We start from the raw sequence: 15894 nt of genomic DNA on the forward strand, positions 1-15894 counted from the left end.
ATGGGGGTAACCGTTTAATAACGGCGGGGCGTTTTCGTGGTTGTCGACTTCTGTCATGCGCCCGGGACTCACGGTGATGACCTGCGGGTATGCCGACTCCTGTGCGGGTTTCGCCGTGACCGACCGGCAAGGAAGGTGACGTGTCCGGTTGCCCTTCGGTTCACCTTCGCGTGTGTCGATCGGCGAAGTGACGCCTACATGAACAATGGGTCGCTCCGGCGCCTGCTGGAGGACCCTGGATGTTCGTCGGTAGCTTTTTGTATGTGGTCAGCCACCATTCGCGGTATCGAGACGGTAGCCGATTCCGCGCACCGTGTGGATGAACCGGGGCTGGGCCTCGGAGTCGCCCAGCTTGTGTCTCAGGCGGCGGATGTGCACGGCGATCGTGTTGTTCACCGGAGGCAGGGGCTTGTGCCACACCTCGGTCCACAGCTCCTCGCGGCTGACCACCCGCCCGTTGTTGCGCAGCAGGAAGTCCATGATCCCGAACTCACGCAGGGCCAGGTTGACCGGGTTGCCGTCCACGAACAGCCGGTGTCCCAGGGCGTCGAGCTCCAGCGCCCCCGAACGGAGCGCGGACGGCGACGCCCCGCTGTCCGGTCCGCCCCCGTCCGCGCCGGGGAGCGAACCGCGCAGCAGGGCCGCCAGTTCCGGGATCCGGTAGGGGCGGCTCACGCACGCCGTCGCGCCGGCAGCCAACGCCCTCATCGCCCGCTGGGAGTCGCCCGGCCCCACCCCGATGAGTATCGGGATCTCGGTCGCCCGGCGGGTGACCCGCACCAGCGTCTCCAGGTCCACCTCGGGCGGGTTCGCGCTGGTCACCAGCGTGTCCGGACGCATCATCCCCACCCGCAGCAGCGCCTCCGCGCCGTCCACGCACACCGTGATGTCCACGTCGTGGCCGCTCAGCGACAGCACCAGCTGGTGGGACTGCTCCGACTCCGGTTCGACCAGCAGGACCCGAAGCGGGCCCTCCCACCGTTCCGGGCGCTCGACCGGGTCCGCGTCGCCCAGGGCGCCCGGGGTGGGAGAGGGGACGGACGCGGAGGGCGTGAGCGCGGGCATGGGGGTCCACTTCGTCGAAGGTGCGGGAGAGGGGCGGCCCCGTCGCGGCCGATCCGGCCGACCGTCCCGTCGCCGGCCGCCCGGGCCGATCGGCCGAGGCGGCCCGCCATCGCCGGCCGCCCCGGTGGGGCCGCAGAGCTGGGGCTGATCAGCCGAAGCGACCCACCATCGCTGGTCGCCCGGGTGGGGACGGTTGGGGCTGATCAGCCGAAGCGACCCACCATCGTTGGTCGCCCCGGTGGGGCCGCAGAGCTAGGGCTGATCAGCCGAAGCGACCCACCATCGCTGGTCGCCCGGGTGGGGACGGTTGGGGCTGATCAGCCGAAGCGACCCACCATCGCTGGTCGCCCGGGTGGGGACGGTTGGGGCTGATCAGCCGAAGCGACCAGCGATATAGTCCTCGGTCCTCTGGTCGGACGGCTTGCTGAAGATCGTGGTGGTCTCGTCGTACTCGACGAGGCTGCCGTAGCGGTCGCCCGCGTCGTCCACCCCGGCGGTGAAGAACGCGGTCCGGTCGGACACGCGCGCGGCCTGCTGCATGTTGTGGGTCACGATGACGATGGTGTACTCGCTGGCCAGCTGGTACATCAGGTCCTCGATCTTGAGGGTCGCGATGGGGTCGAGCGCGGAGCACGGCTCGTCCATCAGGATCACCTCGGGGTTCACCGCGATCGTGCGCGCGATGCACAGGCGCTGCTGCTGGCCGCCGGAGAGGGCGAACGCGCTCTCCTTGAGCTTGTCCTTGACCTCGTCCCACAGGGCGGCCTTGGTCAGCGTCTCCTCGACCAGGTCGTCCATGTTGCCGCGGGCGCCGTTGATGCGCGGGCCGTAGGCCACGTTGTCGTAGATCGACTTCGGGAACGGGTTGGGCTTCTGGAAGACCATGCCGATCCGGCGGCGCACCTCGATCGGGTCGACCTCCGAGGCGTACAGGTCCTCGCCGTGATAGGTCACCCGCCCCTCGATGCGGGCGCCGGGGATGAGGTCGTTCATCCGGTTGAGGGTCCGCAGGACGGTGCTCTTGCCGCAGCCGGACGGGCCGATCATCGCGGTGATCTGGCGCGGCCCGACCTTGAGGTTCACGTCGCGCACGGCCTTGTTGGACCCGTAGTAGATCGAGAGGCCGGAGACGTCGAAGACGGGGTCTCCGAGGTCGGGGACCTCGCGGTTGTACCGGACGGTGTCGGGTGCGACGCCGCGACCGGACTCGGTGCCGCGAGGGGACGCGGTGTTGCTGACAGACATGGGTCCACTTCCGGGTCGGACGGTGCTTGCGCGGTCATGGGGGGCAGAACCGGCGGAGCGCGGTCGAATACCATGCAAATCCGTCCACATGAAGGCCGAGTGAACGATCCTCGTGGCGAAGGTGAACGTGGGCGGTGAACTCGGAGGCGTTCCGAACGCGGAACGTTGCGCTTCCGTCACCGAAGGAGGGGGCGGACGTGGCGGTCCCGTGCCCGGACATGCGAACGCCCGGCCCTCCCGCCGTCGCGGGAGGGCCGGGCGCGGGGTCTTCCCGGTGCCGCCCGGTTACTCCGGGGCGTCGCCGCCCTGCTCGGTGATCTTCTGGCGCACCTCGTCCATGTCCAGCTCCTTGGCCTGGGTGATCAGGCTCTCCAACGCCTCGGAGGGCAGAGCGCCGGGCTCGTTGTAGATGACGGTGCGCTCGCGCACGATCATCAGCGTCGGGATGGACTGGATCTTGAACTCGAAAGCCAGCTCGCGCTGCGCCTCGGTGTCCACCTTGGCGTGCACGATGTCGGTGTGGGTGTCCGCGGACTTCTCGAAGACCGGGGCGAACTGCCGGCAGGGACCGCACCAGTCCGCCCAGAAGTCGATGAGGACGAAGTCGTTGTCCTTCAGCGTCTCCGCGAAGTTGTCCTTGGTGAGCTCGACCGTGGGCACGTGGTCTCCTGATCTCTTCGTTGGTTGGTGTCGACCGTCGGCCAACCGCCATCTCTCAGTCCTACAGCGGTCGTGCCCACTCGTTTGTTCCGCATGCGTTCCCGGGGCCACGGACCCGTGTCCAGGACAAGAGGTTTCCGACACAACACGTGTTGCATACCTGTTTGGGAGGAAAGGAGCTCGGCGGCTAGGGTCGGTCGGAGGGGCGCGGATTCCTCGTGGGGAACCGTGGCCGGACGGGGACGGAGCGCGCGGAGCGCCAGGTGGACGGGGGTGGCCGTGAAGGACGATGCGGTGCCCGGGGACGGCGCCCGGGAGCGGGACGTCGACTACCGGTTCACCCTCGCGAACGAGCGCACCTTCCTCGCCTGGGTCAGGACGTCCCTGGCCCTCCTCGCCGGAGCCGTCGCGGTGCTGCACCTGCTCCCCCTGGGATGGGCGGAGTGGCCCCGCACCGCGGTCGGTCTGCTGCTCGCGGCGCTCGCCGGGGTCATCACGGTCTACGCGCCGCTGCGCTGGTACCGCGTGCAGAGGATCATGAGCCGGGGCGGGACCCTGCGGCTGAGCCTGCTCCCCCTGGTCACCACGTTCGCGGTGGGGCTGGTGTGCGCCCTCGTCCTGCTGGGCAACCTCCTGTGAACGCGCCCGTCGACCGCGACGACCCCGGGCTGCAGCCCGAACGCACCCTGATGTCGTGGCAGCGGACGCTCATCCTCCTCGCCGTGGTGGGCCTGCTGTTCATGCGCGGCTCGCTCACGAACGACGTCGACAGCGTCCTCCAGGCGTCCCCGCCGGTGCGCGTGGCCACGGCGGCCGCGCTGCTGGCCGTGTGCGCCGTGCTCGCCTTCCACCTGTGGTGGCGCTGGCGCCGGATCGGCTACGGCACCCGGGACCCGGGGACGGGCGGGCCCCCGTCGGCCGTCGCCAGGCCGTGGGCCATGGCGTTCCTGTGCTCGTCGGTGCTCGCGCTGAGCGTGGTCCTGGTGCTGACGGTGCTGGCGGGCTCCTGAGGGGCCGGTTCCGGCGTCCTCTGGCGTCCTGCCCCTATGCCCTGGCCGGGCTGGTCGGCGGGGGTCCGGCGCCGTCACTCCTGTCCCTCCGCGGGCGCGGTGCGCGCCGGGGGTCCGCCGGAGCGGGCGGCCACCCCTCCCGGGCGCGGTGTCCGGGGTCCCTGCGTCGGAGCCGGCTGGGGCGGGGAGGCGCCCCGTGCCGGACCGGCCGGGTTCCTACGCGGGGGCGGGCACGGGCGGTGCCGTGCTCCGGTGCTCCACGATCGACCGGATGATGTCGTTGAGGTCGCGCTCGGGCCGGTAGCCGACCAGGCGCCCGGCCAGGGAGGTGTCGGGGTAGCGGCGCTGCATGTCCTCGTAGCCCTCCCCGTACGCCTCCTCGTAGTCGATGTAGGTGATCGGGCTCGCGGAACCGGTGAGCTCGACGACCCGGTCGGCCAGGCCCTTGATCGAGATCTCCTCGTGGCCCCCCAGGTTGACGGCCTGGTTGTAGGCCTCGGGGGTCTCCATCAGTCTGAGGAGGCCGGGCACCACGTCGAACACCGAGCCGAAGCAGCGGCGCTGCGTCCCGGTGCCGTACACGGTGATCGGCTCCCCGGCCATCGCCTGGTCGACGAACCGGGGGACGACCATGCCGTAGCGGCCGGTCTGCCGGGGGCCGACCACGTTGAAGAAGCGGGCGATGACGCACGGGACGCCGGACTCGGTCCCGTGCACGTAGGCGATCAGCTCGTCCAGCCCCTTGGCCGCGGCGTAGGACCACCGGCTCTTGGTCGCGGACCCGTAGATCCGGTCGTCGCCCTCCTTGAGCCCGTCGGCGTCGTTCTTGCCGTAGACCTCGCTGGTGGACGCGATCATGTACGGCACGCGGTGCGCGACGGCCGCCTCCACCACGTTCTCCGTCCCGTGCAGGTTGATCCGCAGGGAGCGCAGCGGGTTGTCGACGATGTTGTAGACGCCGACGGCCGCGGCGAGGTGGAACACGGTGTCCGCCTCCGCGACCAGCGCGTCGACCAGCTCCCTGTCCAGGACGTCCCCGCGCACGAAGCGGAATCCGGGTGAGCCCTCCACCCGGGAGAGGTTCGCGGCGGAACCGGTCGACAGGTCGTCCAGGACCGTCACCCGGTGTCCCCGCGCGACCAGGTGGTCGCACAGGTGAGAGCCGATGAACCCGGCTCCTCCGGTCACTACAGCCTTCATGGTTTCCCCTCCACTACGAGCGGTGTGCGTTGAGGTGCTTCCAGCGTTGCGCGAGCGGGGCGCGTGTCGGAGAAGTGCGTGGACCGGGGCGGGGCCCGGTCGTTCAGGCCAGGCAGCGGAGCACGTGGAACCCCTCCCCGAGCGCGACCCCGGCCTGCATGCCGCGGAGCACGGCGAGGCTGCGCAGGGTCGGTTCGGAGCGCGTGTGCGGGTGCCTGTGGCTCTGCGAGCCGTACAGCTCCATGGCGTGGAGCTTGTCCGCCAGTTGGGACTCGTCGAGTTCGACGACGAGGTTCGGCGGCGCCACCGGCTCCGACCGCCACTGGTCGGCGGCCTCCTCGTAGGCCAGCACCAGCCGCGGGTGGTGGCGCAGGGCGGTGTCGGAGGGGCGCAGGGCGGTGTGCACGGCCTCGGCGGTGGCCTGGTGGTCCTGGTTGTAGCTGGTGCGGTGCGGCGCGAGCACCACGGTCGGCCGGAGCCGTTCGACCGACAGGGGGCTCTCCCGCTCGATCAGCCGGGTCAGGTCCACCCGGGCGACGGTGTCGAGCCGCAGGTGGTGGGCGTCACCGGGGAGGGCCATGTGCCAGTCGTCCCAGCGGAAGTGGTCGGAGACCTTCTTGATCTCCGCGTAGCGCTCCTCTGCGGTGGAGAAGCCCTTCGGCGACTGGTCGGCGGTGTCCCCGACGGTGAGGAACTGGACGAACACCTCGGCTCCGGCGCTTTTGGCCTTGCTCATGAGGCCGCCGCAGCCGAGCGTCTCGTCGTCCGGGTGGGGGGCGTAGACCAGGATCCGTTCCTGGGACCAGTCCGTCGTCATGCCGGTGTGCCGTCCTTTGCCGAGGTGGGGGCGATCGTGGTTGTCCCGAACCCGTGGAGCGGTCCCGTGCCCGCGGTCGCGGGCGGGGTGCCGACCCGCGTGCCGACACGCGGTCAGCTCCGGGTCCGTGCCTGCCGGAGCACCTGGAGCGCGTCCGGCCCGGCGTTGAGAAGGAGGTCGATCGCCGACAGGCGCGGCACGAAGCCGGCTCCGGCGGGCAGGTGCTGCGGGTAGACCGGATGCCGGAAGTCCTGCCATTCGACGCCGATCCCGTAGCGGCGCAGGGCCCCGGTGTCCAGGTAGTCCCTGGCACCGTCCCCCGAGAGCATGATGTCCGCGCCGGTCTTGGCGCAGATCTGGGCGAGCAGTTCGCTCTTGCGCCCCGGGAAGTCCCCGATCTCGCTGGCGAGCAGCACCGGGGTGTCGATCCCGAAGCAGCGCATCAGCATGCGGGTCGTCTCCGTGGCGAGCTCCGCGAGGCCGTCCCACTCCGTTTCGTACAGATGGGCGATCTCATCGCGGTATTCGCGCCAGTACGGCGCTCTGCGGTAACAGTGTTCCGAGAGTGCCTTGTAGTGCTTGATCCGCCATTGGCGCCCGTTGTCAATGCGCTTGTCCAGTATGCGATCATCGCGGTTGCCCTGGTTGACCGGCACGGTGAGCAGGACGGGCTTGTCACGCCCCGCGACATAGTTCCGGTTCTGCCAACCACGCCGTTCGAACTGCACCGTGTCCAATACGACGAAAAGGTCGGCCCGGTCGATCTTGTCGATGAGGCCCAGCCAGGGCAGGTAGTGCGGCTGGTGGAGTGCCACCCGCATGACCGAGTCGGGTTCCCCGATGTCATTGCTGGTGGCAGTGTTGCTCATGGGCCTGCTGTCCTGCTTGCCGCGGGTCGGATCAGGCGAGGGGGAGGGTAAGCCGCCGATCACGCCGAGCGTTCTCCTTCTCTCCGTGGGGAACCTTTGGTGAGGATTGTCCGAGTTTTCGGGCAGCCTGGTATAAACCGAAGTGCGTACCGCGCCACCCCGGTCCTCCTCACAAATATCTTCTAATGGGTACCACCTGACGCAAGCCCGTGTATACGATTTGCGTGGCCTACATAGGACGCGAACCAGGGTCAACCACTCAGTGCCGTAGGGCGTCAACCTAACGCTGGATGTGCGGGTTCATGTCGGTCCGAAAACCGATATCTTTCGGAGGGGTCCCAGGGCTGTGCGTATCGCTCGTTTCATCGGTGGCCTGTTGACCGGGTTGATCGCCCTGGTCCTCGCTGTCGCACTCTTCGTCTACTGGTTCGCCTTCGCCGCGGACATGGCGGCCGCCGCGGGACTGGGCGCGTTCGGCTACGTGTTCCTGTGGCTGGCGTTCGGCGCCAACCTCCTCCTGTGGACCGCCGCCGGCCTCCTGCGCCTGGGCGAGGACTCGATCCGCGCGGTGGTGCGGCCGCGGGCCCGCCGGGGCCGGGCGGTCGGGGCCGCCCCGCCGGAGCGGGTCCTGGTCGCCGCGGGCGCCTCCGAGGTGGGCGCGTCCGATGCAGGCCCCCCGGGGCCGGGCGGTCGTCCCGTCCGACCGGCGGGGCGTCACGCCTCCGGGCGGCCCGGGGGCGCGCGGGGCGACGACCCCGGTATCTCCCTGGCGGTCGTCATCCCCGCGCACAACGAGGAACCCGTCATCCACGCGGCCATCGGATCGGCGCTGAGCCTGTTCGACCGCTGGGACGTCTACGTGGTCTCGGACTCCTCCAAGGACGCCACGGCGGAGATCGCCGCCAGGACCGGCGTCAACGTGCTCGAACTGCTCACCAACCGCGGCAAGGCCGGCGCCATCGAGGCGGTCATCGAGGAGTTCTCCCTGACCGAGAACTACGGCGGTGTCCTCATCCTGGACGCCGACACCGAACTCGACCCGGGGTACGTGGAGGGGGCCAGGCGCCAGCTGGAGGACCCTTCGGTCGCCGCCGTCGCGGGCTTCGTCGTCTCGGAGTGGAAGCCGCAGGAGCGGACCATCGTCGGCAGGACCATCTCCGCCTACCGGGACCGGCTGTACTTCATGCTCCAGTACCTCATGCGGTTCGGGCAGACCTGGCGGCACGCCAACACGGCGTTCATCGTGCCGGGCTTCGCCAGCGTCTACCGCAGCGAGGCTCTGCGGGAGATCGACGTCAACCCCCCGGGGCTGGTGATCGAGGACTTCAACATGACCTTCGAGGTGCACCACAAGCGCCTCGGGCGCATCTCGATGAACCCCGACACCAAGGCCTACAGCCAGGACCCCTTCACGTTCGGGGACTACTACAAGCAGGTCGGCCGGTGGACGCTCGGCTTCTGGCAGACCATTCGCAGGCACGGGATCTGGCCGAGCGTCTTCTGGGCGTTCCTCGCGCTCTACGTCGTCGAGGTCGTGCTGGTCTCCCTGGTCCTGCTGCTCACCGCGCTGCTCGGGGTGTTCGTGCTCGTGGGAACGCTCGGCGGCGAGCCCTTCGGGACGCTGCCGTTCTTCGGCGGGGCCTTCACGGCGGTGTCGGCGCTCCTGCCGCTGACGGCCATCGCGATCGGCCTGTTCATCCCGGACTACATGCTCACCTGCCTGCTGACCGTGGTCCGGCGGCGTCCGTCCTACCTGCTGTACGGCCTGTTCTTCTTCCCGATCAGGCTGGTGGACGCCTACCTGTCGCTGCGCATGGTCTCCAAGGCGTGGACCACCGACTCCGACGGCCGGTGGAGCAGTCCGGACCGCACGTCCAACAAGAGCTGAACTGCGGCGATGTGAGATTGTCCGGCCTCGTCCACCCCGGGGGGCCGTGGCCGCGGACAGCGTTTAGCCTCGAGGAGGGACCCCGACCCTCCTCGGGGCGGAAGTCTGACGAAGCGTGTGAGGTAGCGGTGGACAAGAGGCGTGTGTCGTTCGGGCTGTACAGGGTGCTCGCGTACGTGACCGGCGTTTTCCTGATCGGGCTGACCTTCGTGGCCATGCCCGCCAAGTACCTGGTCGGTGAGACGGCCCGTTTCTCCCTGATGCCGGCGCCGCAGGGGCTGGAGCACTGGTTCGGCCCCGAGTCGCCGCTGATGCTCTTCATCGCCATGCCGCACGGCTACATCTACATGGTGTACGTCTTCGCGGTGCTGTGGGTCGCGCTGGACCGGCGCTGGAGCGCCGCCCGCACCCTCGGCGTGGCCCTGGCCGGCACCGTCCCCGTGGTCGGGTTCGTCGTCGAGCACCGGATCGTCAGGTCCGAGCAGGCCAAGGAGGCTGCCGCGGGCGAGCGGGCTCAGGAGCCCGCGACCGCGGGCTGACCCTCCTGCTCCTCCCCGTCGGAGGCCCGCTCCCGCCGGGAGCGGGCCTCCGCCAGTTCACGGCGCATGAGGATGATCCAGAAGACCACCGCGGAGACGCCGAACATCGCCCACTGCACCGTGTAGCTGAGGCTGCGCCAGTTGACCTCGACCTCGGTGGGCGGCTCGGGCGGCGGCACCGGGACGAGGGAGTCCGTGGCCGGGTCCTGTCCGGGCAGGGTGACGTAGCCCTCGTAGAGGGGGTGGTCCCACTCCTGGACCAGGACGGACGCCGCGATGCGCTCGACCTGTCCCTCGGACACCTCGACGGGGACGACCCCCTCGGCCCCGACGGGCGGCAGCAGCCAGCCCGTGACGGTGACCTCGCCGCCGGGGGCCTCGGGGACGTCCTGCCCCTCCTCGGCCCAGCCCCGGTTGACGGTGACGGCGCTGCCGTCCGCGGTGACCAGCGGCAGGATGACGTCGTGCCCCAGGACCCCGTCCACGACCCGGGGCACCAGGAGCTGCTCGGCGGTGTCGTAGCGGCCCGTGGCCTCGACCGCCTGGTTCGCGAAGGAGTCGGGGTGCATGTACGCACCGGGTTCCAGCAGGTCCTCGACGGGGCGGGCGGAGGCCAGGTCCTCGACCGGGTTGGTGATCACCTCCCGGTCGGGCTCGAAGGCGCGGACGAACTGCCACGAGGTGCCGGTGGCGCACACCAGGACGACCAGCAGGGCGACCAGGTGGATGCCGAGCCAGCGGGGGCTGAGGAGCGGAGATCTCACCGGTCCAGGCTATGCGCGGCCTCCGGGCGGGCCGTCATGACCCCTGGTTGACGATGTCCCGAAGCCCTTGGGCTGCGGCCTGCCCAGCAATGACGATCACTTTAAGTAGTTTCTCGTGACTGAGGGTTGTTCTTCGAGGTTGGGGTGGGTAGTGTCGTCATCAACGCGGAACGACAGGGTCGATCCGCGGCAGACCTTACAGGCCGCGACTCCCGGGGGGAGGAGTCGCCGGCCGCTTCCCAGGCGAGGGTTGCTTCCGTACTTTGAGGGGGGATGCGGGAGCGACCCTCGCCACCTTTCTTCTGGGGCGGGCCCACCGGTCGGTGGGCCCGCCCCGTCGCGTGTCCGCGGCCGGTCTCAGGGTGTGTTCCGGACGGATCGCTCGCGCAGGTCGGTGAGGTGGTGTGCCGCCGTCGCGAAGTCGTTGTCGTCGTGCAGGACGACAAGACCGTGGTGTGCCGCCGTCGCGGCGATGAGCAGGTCCACCGAGGACAACGCCCGGTGCGCGCCGCCCCGGAGGAGCCGGTACTGCGCGGACTCCACCCACTGCCAGGCGCTCTTCGGCGTGGGCACATCCGGGTGCAGGGTCTCGAACATCTCGTTGAACTGCTCGTACTCGTCGAGATTGCGTGCGGAGCGGCGGAATTCCGTACGTTGGACGGCACAGGACCCCACCGCCCCCTCGACGACGACGTCGCGCCAGGCATCCCTGTGTTTCGGGTCCCTCAGAATCCGCCACAGCGCGGACGAGTCGATCAGGTACCTGATCACTCCCCATCCCCCTTCTCGGCGGAGCGCCTCTTCTGCCAGCTCTCGTAATCCCAGTCCCGTGCGAGTGCGGAGAAGTGTTCCAGGGCGGCTATGCGACGGTGTCTGGCCGCGTATTCCCTGAGGGCGAGGTTGACCGTCTCCTTCTTGGTCGAGGCGCCGGAGAGTCTCATGGCCTCACGAAGGGCCTCGTCGTCGATGTCGACCTGGGTCAGGCTCATGTCGGACTCCGTTTCATGGTGATGTACATGTTGAGCATATGCCATGTACATCACCATGAAACGGCTTGCCGCGTGTCCGCGGCCGGTCCGGGACCGGGGTCAGCCCATGGTCTTCTGGCCGTCCAGGCCCTCGCGGACGATGTCGGCGTGGCCGCAGTGCTGTGCGGTCTCGCGGAGGATGTGCAGCAGCACGTCGCGGGCCGTCCAGGACCCCCCTTCGGGGAACCACGGCGCGCTCGGGAGCGGGTGCGAGACCTCCAGGTCGGGCAGTTCGGCCACCAGCCGCTCCGTCTCCCCGGCCGCCAGCTCGTAGTCCTCCAGGACGCCGGCGAGGGTCTCACCGTCCAGCAGCCGGAAGCTGTCCGCGTGCTCCTGCCAGGTGGACGGGTCGTCGTAGTCCACCTCCGTCGGCGCGGGGCCGTTCCGGATGAAGTCGGCCCAGCTGCGCTCCGTCGACACCACGTGCTTGAGCAGGCCCCCGAGGGTCAGCTCGCTCACCGTGGTGCGCCGCGCCGCCTGCTCGTCGTCCAGCCCCCGGAGGGTGAAGCGCAGGAAGTCGCGCTGCTCCCCCAGGGCGCGCAGGAGGGACGCGCGCTCTGCGTCCAGGACCTTCTCCGTCGTCGTCGCCATCATGACCACCGCTTTCCGTCGCACCGAAGCTCGTGGTCACCACCCTAGGAACCGTGGAGGTCAAGTACTGTCCTCCACTTGGCGCGGTAGGCAGGGGCTTTCCTGGAACCCCCGAGAGGACAACGGATAACCTGGCGTTCTGGCGACCCGGAGGTTCCATGGCCCTGATCCCGCTCCAGTACCGAATCGACGGCCCCAGGCACGCGCCCGTCGTCCTGCTCGTGCCGCCCTTCGGCACGACGATGTCGGTCTGGGAGCCACAGATGCCGGAGCTCACCCGCGACCTCCAGGTCCTGCGGGTCAACCACCGCGGCCACGGCTCCTCACCGGCCCCCGCGGGGCCCTGCACGGTGGCGGACCTCGCCCTGGACCTGCTCGGCGTCCTCGAGGACCGGGGCTTCTCACGGGTGTCGGCCGTCGGCGCGGGGCTGGGGTCCGCACTGCTGGTGTGGATCGCGGCGAACTCGCCCCGGAGCCTGGACCGCCTGGCGCTGCTCGCCGCGGCCCCGCGCACACCCGCCGTGCACAGGTGGGACCGGATCGCCTCGCGGGTGCGGGAGGTCGGCCTGGAGTCGGTGGCCGCCGACGTCGTGCGGCCGTGGTTCACCCCCGACATGGCCGAGGACCGTCCCGAGGTCGTGGCCAGGTTCACCGAGGACTTCGCCCGGCTCGACCCGGGCGGGTACGCCTCGGTGTGCGACGCGGTCGCGAAGCTGGACCAGCGCCACCTGGCCGCCGACGTGCGGGTGCCCACCCTGGTCGTGTCGGCCGCCCACGACCCGCTGCTGCCCCCCGGCCACGGGCGCAGGCTCGCCGACGGGCTCCCCGACGCCCGGTTCGAGGTGGTCCCCGGAGCCGCGCACCTCCTGGGGGTGGAGCGCGCGGACCGGGTCAACGAGCTGCTGCTGGAGCACATCGTCCGCTGAGGGGCGAACCGGGAGCCCCGGGGCACCCGGACCGGAGCCGCACGCCGGTTCCGGCGGCCGTCGTCCCCGGAGGACCGGCGCCCGGCGCAGGGCGCCCGGGGTCAGAGCGCCAGGTCGGGCAGGAGCGGCTGGTTGATCTCCAGCAGGTAGCCGTCGGGGTCGCGGAAGTGCGCCGCGCGGACGCCCCAGGCCGTCCAGTCCCGCGGCTCCATCGCCTGGCGGGCGCCGTCCGCGACCAGCTTGGCGGCGGTCACGTCGACGTCGTCCACCTCGAAGATCACCGCGATCCGGTCCTGGTGGGGGAGTGCGGGGTCGGCGGTGTCGGTCTCCAGGGCCTCGGCCATCACCTCACGCTGGTTGATGGCGAGCCGGGTCCCCGATTCCACGTCGAACTCGGCGTAGCGGCTCGTCTCGTCCCCTCGGAGGACGGGGAGCCTGAGGACCTCGGAGTAGAAGTGGAAACAGGCCTCGTAGTCGTTGACGAGGAGCCTGATGTAGCTGCAGCGCATGGAGCCTCCCACCGGCCGGGGTTGGTCGTCCCCACCATTGTGGCGTTTCCGGGCGGCATGTCACCGGGTATCCGCGCCGGGTTCGCGTGGGCCCGGTCACGGCGCGGCCCCGCCGGGGCGGCGAACGGCTCCGCTCCGACGGCCGGTGCGCGTATCCGGTCCGTCGCCCGCGGGACCCCGGCTCCGGGGCGGCGGCGACACGGAACTCCGAGGGGCGCGGCGGCTACCAGACGTCGGGGCCGGCCCACCCGTAGGCGTCGCGCCGGCGCACCTGGGCCAGCTCGTCCTCGGAGAGCACGCGGGGCTCACCGATCCGGCGGGCCCTGACGTAGGCGGCGCACAGCCAGTCGAGGAGGCGGAGGTTCTCCAGGGCGTGCGCCAGGTCGCGGCCCAGGGCGAGCCCGCCGTGGTCGGCCAGGAGGGCGGCGTCGCGGCCCTTGAGGGCCTTGGCCGCGAGGTCGCCGATTTCGCCGCTGCCGTAGGTCGTGTAGGGGGTCACGGTGACCGCCCCGCCCAGGGCGGCGGCGCGGTGGTGGATCGGCGGCAGTTCGGCGAGCACGGAGGACACGGCGACGGTGTCGGCGGTGAACGCGTTCACGACGGCCGTCACGTCGCGCCCGCCCTCGGCGGCGCGGCGGTGGACGGCGATGTGCAGGGTGGCCTCGGCCGCGGGGTCGCGGCGCCCCTCCAGGACCCGGTCGTCGAGCGACATCACCGGGCAGTCGGCGGGCTGGAGCCGGTCGAGGGGGACTCCGTGGGGGGTGACCACGACGAGGTCGCCGCTGCGGACGCTGACGGTTCCCGCCTCCCCGGGGGCGGTGCCGGGACCGTCCGCGAGGGCGCGGGCGGTCAGGCAGACGTCGCGGCGTTCCTGTTCGAGCAGCATGCTTCCTCACGGGTTGCGCGGTCGGGCGCGGCTCCGGTGCGGGCCGTGTCGTGAGAGCGCCGAAGTGCGGACGAACCCACTTAGGTACACCTCAATGTACGTCAAAGACTGTGGCCGGTATTCCCCAGGTGCGGGTGTTCGTCCCGGGGGCCGCCGTCACTCGGCGTAGTTACTTGCCTGTGTGCGGCGCGAGGCGTGCCGACGGCTGTCCCCGAAGGCCGGGGAGTTCCTCCAGCCCAGTCGGGGTTGTGGGGGCGCTGTGACGTGTGCGTCTTAGAGACGAGGCAGTTTGTGAGTACGCATCTTGGGCAAACCGGACCCGTGAACGAACCCTACGTAACCTTGCCGTCCGTGCCGTACCTGTCCGAACCGGGCTCCGCGACGGCCACCAGCCTGTACATCGACGGCGAGTGGCGCGCGGCGCGGAACGGCCGTGTCCGGGAGATCCTGGACCCGGCGGACGCCTCCGTCCTGACCATCGTCAGCGAGGCGGGCCGCGCCGACGCCGAGGACGCCATCGCCGCCGCGCGGCGCGCCTTCGACACGGGGGAGTGGCGCCGCACCACGGCCGGGGAGCGGGGGCGCGTCCTCGACCGCATCGCCGACCTCCTCCAGCGCGACCGCGCGGAGATCGCGGTCATGGAGTCGCTCGACACCGGCAAGACCATCGAGGAGGGCGGGATCGACGTCGACGACGTCACCGACGTCTTCCGCTACTACGCCGGACTCGCGGACAAGGACGCGGGCCGCCTCGTCTCCGCGCCCGAGGGGGTGCACAGCAAGGTCGTCCACGAGCCCGTCGGCGTCTGCGGCATGATCACCCCCTGGAACTACCCGCTGCTCCAGCTCGCCTGGAAGATGGCCCCCGCCATCGCCGCGGGCAACACCATGGTGGTCAAGCCCAGCGAGATCACCCCCGTCACCACCGCCAAGCTGGTCGAGCTCACGACCGAGGCGGGCATCCCCGCGGGTGTGGTCAACCTGGTCACGGGGAGCGGCCCCGACGCGGGCGCACCGCTCTCCGAGCACCCCGACGTGGACCTGGTCTCCTTCACCGGCGGTCTGGCCACCGGCAGGCGGATCATGGCGGCGGCCTCCCGGACCGTCAAGAAGATCGCCCTGGAACTGGGCGGCAAGAACCCCAACATCGTCTTCCCCGACGTCGACCTCGACACCGCCGTGGACTACGCGCTCAGCGCCGCGTTCTTCCACTCCGGGCAGGTGTGCTCCGCCGGCGCGCGGCTCATCGTGCACAACGCGATCCACGACGCCTTCACCACCGAGCTCGCCCGCCGGGCCGAGGCCATCCGCATCGGCCGGGGGCAGGACGAGGGGGTGCGCTGCGGACCGCTGGTGTCGGCCGAGCACCGCGCCAAGGTCGAGGCCGCCGTCGCGCGCGGTGTCGAGGAGGGCGCCCGCATCATCGCCGGGGGCAGGCGGCCCGAGGACCCCGGGCTCGCCGACGGCTACTTCTACCGGCCCACCGTGTTCGTGGACTGCGACCGGTCCATGGACATCGTCCAGAACGAGGTGTTCGGCCCGGTCGTCACCGTGGAGCGGTTCGAGACGGAGGCCCAGGCGGTCGAGCTCGGCAACGACACCGACTACGGGCTCTCCGGGGGTGTGTGGACCGGTGACACCGCCCGCGGCGAGCGCGTCGCCGCGGCCCTGCGCCACGGCACCGTCTGGATCAACGACTACGGCCCCTACTTCCCCGGAGCGGAGTGGGGCGGTTTCGGCCGCAGCGGCGTCGGCCGGGAGCTGGGGCCGGCCGGCCTGGACGAGTACCGCGAGGCCAAGCACATCTACCGCAACCTGGCGCCCGAACCGCAGCGCTGGTTCGGCTGAGGCCCCTGCCCCGCCCCCACGACCGCGGAGCGCCCCCGCCCCGCATCCG

Annotated in this window: 18 protein-coding genes; 6 read left to right on the plus strand and 12 right to left on the minus strand. The window is 70.7% G+C overall.

The features are described from left to right. Nucleotides 1-267 precede the first annotated feature (267 nt). From ACFQBR_RS29040 to trxA, 3 genes are all read right to left on the minus strand, one after another. Entirely contained in the window at nt 268-1065 is a 798-nt protein-coding gene (locus ACFQBR_RS29040; protein WP_267947576.1) for a response regulator transcription factor, read from the minus strand. Between the two features lie 372 nt (nt 1066-1437). Further along, on the minus strand, nt 1438-2310 hold the full coding sequence (gene pstB / locus ACFQBR_RS29045; RefSeq protein ID WP_267947577.1) for a phosphate ABC transporter ATP-binding protein PstB: 873 nt from the start codon (nt 2308-2310) through the stop codon (nt 1438-1440). A gap of 285 nt (nt 2311-2595) precedes the next feature. After that, nucleotides 2596-2970: a thioredoxin gene (gene trxA, locus ACFQBR_RS29050; RefSeq protein ID WP_267947578.1), complete on the minus strand. Its 375-nt coding sequence runs from the start codon at nt 2968-2970 to the stop codon at nt 2596-2598. A gap of 273 nt (nt 2971-3243) precedes the next feature. Between trxA and ACFQBR_RS29055 the strand changes: the two genes are divergently transcribed. Together ACFQBR_RS29055 and ACFQBR_RS29060 are read left to right on the plus strand one after the other, a co-directional pair. After that, nucleotides 3244-3609 (plus strand): YidH family protein, encoded by a 366-nt coding sequence (locus ACFQBR_RS29055; RefSeq protein ID WP_344181174.1) that lies wholly within the window; start codon nt 3244-3246, stop codon nt 3607-3609. Continuing rightward, nucleotides 3606-3980, plus strand: a complete 375-nt coding sequence (locus ACFQBR_RS29060) for a DUF202 domain-containing protein (RefSeq protein WP_267947580.1) — start codon at nt 3606-3608, stop codon at nt 3978-3980. Before ACFQBR_RS29055 ends, ACFQBR_RS29060 begins: the two co-directional genes overlap by 4 nt. A 216-nt stretch (nt 3981-4196) precedes the next feature. Here ACFQBR_RS29060 and ACFQBR_RS29065 read toward each other — a convergent pair whose 3' ends face one another. From ACFQBR_RS29065 to ACFQBR_RS29075, 3 genes are all read right to left on the minus strand, one after another. Continuing rightward, nucleotides 4197-5180, minus strand: coding sequence for an NAD-dependent epimerase/dehydratase family protein (locus ACFQBR_RS29065; protein ID WP_330156781.1), 984 nt, complete (start codon nt 5178-5180; stop codon nt 4197-4199). 103 nt (nt 5181-5283) lie between these two features. Then, complete coding sequence (locus tag ACFQBR_RS29070) at nt 5284-5997, minus strand: PIG-L deacetylase family protein (RefSeq protein ID WP_267947582.1); 714 nt, start codon at nt 5995-5997, stop codon at nt 5284-5286. Nucleotides 5998-6110: 113 nt separating this feature from the next. Beyond that, nucleotides 6111-6818 (minus strand): WbqC family protein, encoded by a 708-nt coding sequence (locus ACFQBR_RS29075; RefSeq protein WP_344181199.1) that lies wholly within the window; start codon nt 6816-6818, stop codon nt 6111-6113. Nucleotides 6819-7212: 394 nt separating this feature from the next. Between ACFQBR_RS29075 and ACFQBR_RS29080 the strand changes: the two genes are divergently transcribed. Together ACFQBR_RS29080 and ACFQBR_RS29085 are read left to right on the plus strand one after the other, a co-directional pair. Then, the gene (locus ACFQBR_RS29080) at nt 7213-8754 is read left to right on the plus strand and encodes a glycosyltransferase family 2 protein (protein WP_344181172.1); all 1542 of its coding nucleotides are present in this window, start codon (nt 7213-7215) and stop codon (nt 8752-8754) included. Between the two features lie 128 nt (nt 8755-8882). After that, nucleotides 8883-9293, plus strand: a complete 411-nt coding sequence (locus ACFQBR_RS29085) for a DUF3817 domain-containing protein (RefSeq protein ID WP_267947584.1) — start codon at nt 8883-8885, stop codon at nt 9291-9293. Here ACFQBR_RS29085 and ACFQBR_RS29090 read toward each other — a convergent pair. From ACFQBR_RS29090 to ACFQBR_RS29105, 4 genes are all read right to left on the minus strand, one after another. Beyond that, complete coding sequence (locus ACFQBR_RS29090) at nt 9269-10057, minus strand: SURF1 family protein (protein WP_344181170.1); 789 nt, start codon at nt 10055-10057, stop codon at nt 9269-9271. The two genes, ACFQBR_RS29085 and ACFQBR_RS29090, sit on opposite strands and share 25 nt — an antisense overlap. A gap of 357 nt (nt 10058-10414) precedes the next feature. After that, a complete protein-coding gene (locus ACFQBR_RS29095; protein ID WP_344181168.1) occupies nt 10415-10828 on the minus strand; it encodes a PIN domain-containing protein in 414 nt (137 codons plus the stop codon). After that, nucleotides 10825-11046 (minus strand): type II toxin-antitoxin system VapB family antitoxin, encoded by a 222-nt coding sequence (locus ACFQBR_RS29100; protein WP_267947587.1) that lies wholly within the window; start codon nt 11044-11046, stop codon nt 10825-10827. The genes ACFQBR_RS29095 and ACFQBR_RS29100 overlap by 4 nt, the downstream gene beginning before the upstream one ends. Nucleotides 11047-11145: 99 nt before the next feature. Further along, a complete protein-coding gene (locus ACFQBR_RS29105; RefSeq protein ID WP_344181166.1) occupies nt 11146-11679 on the minus strand; it encodes a DinB family protein in 534 nt (177 codons plus the stop codon). 155 nt (nt 11680-11834) lie between these two features. On the opposite strand from ACFQBR_RS29105, the gene ACFQBR_RS29110 reads away from it, so the two are divergent. Continuing rightward, nucleotides 11835-12602: an alpha/beta fold hydrolase gene (locus ACFQBR_RS29110; protein WP_344181164.1), complete on the plus strand. Its 768-nt coding sequence runs from the start codon at nt 11835-11837 to the stop codon at nt 12600-12602. 101 nt (nt 12603-12703) lie between these two features. Here the strand turns inward: ACFQBR_RS29110 and ACFQBR_RS29115 are convergent, their stop codons facing one another. Together ACFQBR_RS29115 and ACFQBR_RS29120 are read right to left on the minus strand one after the other, a co-directional pair. Beyond that, nucleotides 12704-13111 carry a VOC family protein gene (locus tag ACFQBR_RS29115; RefSeq protein ID WP_267947590.1) on the minus strand — a complete coding sequence of 136 codons (408 nt, stop codon included), beginning with the start codon at nt 13109-13111 and terminating at the stop codon, nt 12704-12706. 223 nt (nt 13112-13334) lie between these two features. Continuing rightward, nucleotides 13335-13997, minus strand: coding sequence for a class II aldolase/adducin family protein (locus ACFQBR_RS29120; protein WP_267947591.1), 663 nt, complete (start codon nt 13995-13997; stop codon nt 13335-13337). A gap of 321 nt (nt 13998-14318) precedes the next feature. Between ACFQBR_RS29120 and ACFQBR_RS29125 the strand changes: the two genes are divergently transcribed. Further along, on the plus strand, nt 14319-15845 hold the full coding sequence (locus tag ACFQBR_RS29125; protein WP_267947592.1) for an aldehyde dehydrogenase family protein: 1527 nt from the start codon (nt 14319-14321) through the stop codon (nt 15843-15845). The last annotated feature ends 49 nt before the right edge of the window (nt 15846-15894 follow it).

The sequence above is a fragment of the Nocardiopsis tropica genome (genome assembly GCF_042660575.1).
Taxonomy (GTDB): Bacteria; Actinomycetota; Actinomycetes; order Streptosporangiales; family Streptosporangiaceae; genus Nocardiopsis; species Nocardiopsis tropica.